The sequence below is a fragment of the Bacillus sp. LR--39 genome (genome assembly GCF_053613335.1).
The window spans coordinates 1-690 of the sequence record NZ_JBSIOT010000927.1 but is presented as its reverse complement, the minus strand read 5'-3'; the positions used below and the strand labels follow the sequence as shown (position 1 = coordinate 690).

Genomic DNA, 690 nt, shown 5'->3' with positions numbered 1-690 from the left:
AAATCAGCGACAAAACATAACCGATGATAAGCAGCTGCACCGCGGCCCGGATGGTGGCGATGATCATGTCTTTTTCTACACCGGCTTTAAAGGATTTTGATAAAAACAAGGCGATCAAAACAAAGATCATCGTTAAAGAGAGAGAAAGGTAATCCATTACCGGGTCCCCCCCTTCAAAAATTCTTTCGCTGCTTCATGCTGCGGAGCGGAGAAAAATGTTTCGGTTTCAGCGATTTCAAGCAGCCGGCCATCTGCCATAAACCAAATGGCATCGGCTACTCGTTTTGCCTGCTCCATATTATGAGTGACCCACATGACTGTCCATTTTTTCTCTTGATGCTGACGTTTGATCAGTTCTTCAATCTCAAGAACAGAAACCGGGTCCAAGGCCGACGTGATTTCGTCCAACAATAGAATGGAGGAAGGATTTGAGAGCGTTCTGGCCAGTGACAGTCTTTGCCGCTGCCCGCCCGATAAGTCTCTGGCGCTTCTGTCTAACAGCTCTGGCGGCAGCCCTGCAAGAGAAGCCAGCTTTTCAGGAGAGTACAGCTGGGATTGATGCAGCCTTTGTACAAGACTTAAATTGTCACGCACTGTCCCGTCGAGCACGGGAGCCGATTGAAACGCGAGGGATGCCGTTCGCCTCAGCTCATTGACATTCCATTCTCTGACTTCCTTTCCATATATGTT

At 48.6% G+C, this 690-nt stretch carries 2 protein-coding genes; both read right to left on the bottom strand.

Features of this window, described 5'->3' with window-relative positions; genetic code table 11:
• Window positions 1-157, bottom strand: a 157-nt coding sequence (locus tag ACWHAR_RS27525) for an ABC transporter permease (protein WP_452088491.1), incomplete at its 3' end; no start/stop codon positions are given.
• A partial coding sequence (locus ACWHAR_RS27520) for an ATP-binding cassette domain-containing protein (protein ID WP_452088490.1) occupies window positions 157-690 on the bottom strand: 534 nt, incomplete at its 5' end. The genes ACWHAR_RS27525 and ACWHAR_RS27520, both read right to left, overlap by 1 nt.